Here is a 3,660-nt window from a genome sequence, read left to right as displayed (position 1 = left end):
TAAAGAATCCGTATTGGCTGAAACTCCAAAAGGTTTTTCCAAAGATTTCAACCTTTCAAAATTAACTCATACCAATGAAGTTTCTACTGTTGCCTCTTTCATGTCAGAGAATAATATATTTCGTTCAATAGGTGTTGAACCTATAATTAATTGTAGAGGTGCTTATACCATAATTGGAGGTTGTCTTGAACTTCCACCCGTTCGTGAGGCTATGGAAGCTGCTTCACACAATTTTGTTCAATATGATGAACTTGCCGAAGGAATTGGTCAGAGATTAGCTGATTTGACTAAATCTGAGTGGGGTATGGTTTCTGCAGGTTGTGCTGCAGGAATGAAACATATTACAGCAGCTTGTGTAACAGGAGGTGATCCTGAAAAATTAATTCGTATACCTGATCTTTCTGGATTCGATAAAAATGAAGTGATTATTCCTTTGTATTCAAGAAATACCTATGATCATTCGATTCGGAATATTGGTGTAAAGATTGTTCATGTTACCAATGTAGCTGAACTAGAAAAAGCGATCAATCCTAAAACTGCAATGATCTACGTAAATGCAGTAAATGGATCATTTACAGGTCAGCCTTTTTCACTTGAGGTGATTGCCAGTGTAGCAAAACCAAAGAATATTCCTATTCTGATAGATGCTGCTGCAGAGAATTTAACAATTCCTTCTGTACACATAAAAAGAGGAGCTGATGTAGTGGCTTATAGTGGCGGGAAAGCTATCAGAGGGCCACAATGTGCCGGTTTAATGCTCGGAAGAAAAGATATATTGCAATCTGCGTGGCAGGCAAGTTCACCTCACCATGGCCCTGGACGCGATAATAAAGTTGGCCGTGAAGAGATGATTGGTATGATGGCTGCAGTAGAAACTTGGATAAAACGTGACCATGATGCTGAATATAAAAGCTGGATGACCAGGTTAAATACCATTGCAAAAAAAGCATTGACTATTGAAGGTGTTAAAACATCCATAGTAGAACCTGAAGAGTTATCCAATAAGCATCCAACGTTATGGGTTTCATGGGATCCTGCAAAATTTAATGTAACGGGTTATGAAATTGCAGAAGAACTTGGAAGTACCAAACCTCGAGTTGCAGTTGGATCTAAAGATCAAACCGATGGAACTACCGCTATTGATCTGGTTTCTAGCCATATGCAAGAAGGAGAAGATAAAATTGTAGCAGATAGAGTGTTCGAAATTTTAAATAGAAAACGAATTTCTAAGTCGCTTGAAATGGCTAGTCCGGCAGGTAATATTAGTGGTATATGGGAGGTTAATGTTCAATTTTTTAGTAGTACAATTAAACATATTTTCAATATACAACAAGATGGTAACTGGATTAATGGTTCTCATAAAAGCCAGTTTGATGAAAGAAGTATCGGCGGAACAATTGAAGGTAATCTGGTAAAATTAAGCAGTACTATTTCTAAGCCTGGAGATCAAATTACATTTTACTTCTCTGGTAATTTGAATGGAGATTCAATTTCAGGAGATATCCATATGGGTGAATATCGTACAGCAAAATTTACGGCAGTTCGAAATACAACAAAGCCTGCACGAAGAAAAGTTCTGGTTCCAAAGGGGCCACCATTGGCAACCTAAGCTTTAAGAATTATCCAGAACATTAAGCCTGATAATAATGTTCTGGAGTGTTTTTTTGACAGATATTTGATGCTTTTTTGTATTTTTATGAATATAAATCAAATTCGATATGAGAAATCTATTTCTGATTCTTTTTGCAGTTTTACTACTAAGTGCTTGTTCAAGAAAGAATGATTATGATACAGTTTTCAAGAACCCCGAATTGTATTCAAAAGCCGTTGCCGACTTAACAGAAGTTATCACTCATGACATTTTTACGCCTCCAGTAGCCAGTAGAATTTATGCCTATAGCAATATTGCTGCATATGAAGTTATGGCCGGCAAATCAACGAATTTTAAATCGTTGAGCTCCAAATTAACTGGATTGAAATCTACACCCTTTCCTGATAAGGAAATTAATGCTGAATTATCAGCTTTAATTGCACTATCCTTGGTTGGTCAAGAATTGACATTTAGTAAAGATTCTGCCCAAAAAATTATAGATGGACATATTCAATTAGCTAAAAACCATGGTATGCCTGATCAAATGATCGAAGCATCACAGAATTATGCCAAGTTAGTAAGCAAATCAGTGCTAGATTGGAGTAAAAAAGATAATTATAAGCAAACTCGCTCTGCGGTTAAATACACAGTAAATAATACAGATCAAAGCAGATGGGTTCCAACTCCACCTGCCTATATGCCGGCCATTGAACCAAACTGGATGAAGATTAGAACTATTTTAATTGATTCTGCCAGTCAGTTCCTCCCAAAACCTCCTTCTCCATTTAGTAAAGAAAAAGGCACCAAATTTCATAACCTAGCTCTAGAAGTATACGAAACAGGTAAAACACTGACAGCAGAGCAAAAAGCAATCGCTGATTTTTGGGACTGCAATGGTTTTAAAGTCAATGTTTCAGGTCACGTTACTTATGCAACCAAAGCGATGACCCCTGGTGGGCATTGGATGGGTATTACTGGTATTGTTTGTAAAAACCAAAAATCAGATTTCGCTAAAACCGTTTATTCTTACACAGGTGTCTCTATTGGGATTATGGATGCTTTTATAGCCTGCTGGAATACAAAGTTTACTTTTGACTTACTCAGACCTGAAACTTATATTAATCAGTATGTAGATAATTCCTGGAAACCATATTTACAAACTCCTCCTTTTCCTGAATACACCAGTGGACACTCTATTATTTCTAGTGCTTCAGCAACTATACTTGAAAAGATTTATGGAAAAAACACTCCTTTTGTTGATGATACCGAAAGAGCATGGGGCTGGCCTGACCGAAAGTTTGAAAATGTTCAACAGGCTGCACAAGAAGCTGCGCTAAGCCGATTATATGGTGGAATACATTATAGAGAAGCAATGGAAGAAGGCTTAGTTGAAGGCCGTAAAATTGGTGAATTTGTATTCTCTAGATTAAATTAATGGATCATCATTCTGTTTAATAGACATAGATCGTATTGATGATTTTTAAAGTCGATCATTGATATGATTTAGTATGGAAATGTTGTTTTAGCTATTGTTTTGTAACAACTTTCATAGTTTAGTCTCGAAAAACCTCTTTATGTATCCAATTTCATATTTTAATTTAAAATCCCAGATTTTTTAAATAGAATTGTGTTGTACAATTAAGTAAAACCATTAAAATAGAATTAATAAAAAAATGAAAAAATTTTTAGTACTGGGTGTATGTGCCCTTTTTATTGCATGTAATAGTTCATCAAATAATGCAGCACTATCAGATACAAGTTCTTCACTTACTACTGATAGCACAAAAGTAATTGTTGCTGCAGACAGTACTATTTCAGCTTCAGAGAATACTGTTGAAACTAGTCCTGAAGCTAATACCCAAGAAGTGAAACTTAGTGGAGCTGCTGCAGTAAAACCCGAAGTAAAAACAATACAGCCTGGAGTTAAGGAAAAAGCCACTGAGAATACTGATAATGCAGATATCAAGAAGGGAGAATTGCTTATTTCAAAATCAGATTGTTTTGCATGTCATAAAGTACAGGATAAACTTTTAGGACCATCCTATAAAGATGTTGCTAATAAGTATGAT

The 3,660-nt window shown here is 35.8% G+C and carries 3 protein-coding genes; all 3 read left to right on the top strand.

What is annotated here, in order from left to right; genetic code table 11:
* A partial coding sequence (locus ACIQZ6_RS12360; RefSeq protein WP_395811548.1) for an aminotransferase class V-fold PLP-dependent enzyme occupies nucleotides 1-1,609 on the top strand: 1,609 nt, incomplete at its 5' end.
* 109 nt (nucleotides 1,610-1,718) lie between these two features.
* Nucleotides 1,719-3,026 carry a vanadium-dependent haloperoxidase gene (locus ACIQZ6_RS12355; RefSeq protein WP_395811546.1) on the top strand — a complete coding sequence of 436 codons (1,308 nt, stop codon included), beginning with the start codon at nucleotides 1,719-1,721 and terminating at the stop codon, nucleotides 3,024-3,026.
* 238 nt (nucleotides 3,027-3,264) lie between these two features.
* A partial coding sequence (locus ACIQZ6_RS12350; protein WP_395811544.1) for a c-type cytochrome occupies nucleotides 3,265-3,660 on the top strand: 396 nt, incomplete at its 3' end.

The sequence above is a fragment of the Daejeonella sp. genome, assembly GCF_044348475.1.
GTDB lineage: Bacteria > Bacteroidota > Bacteroidia > Sphingobacteriales > Sphingobacteriaceae > Daejeonella.
This window is presented reverse-complemented; position numbering and strand designations above follow the sequence as displayed.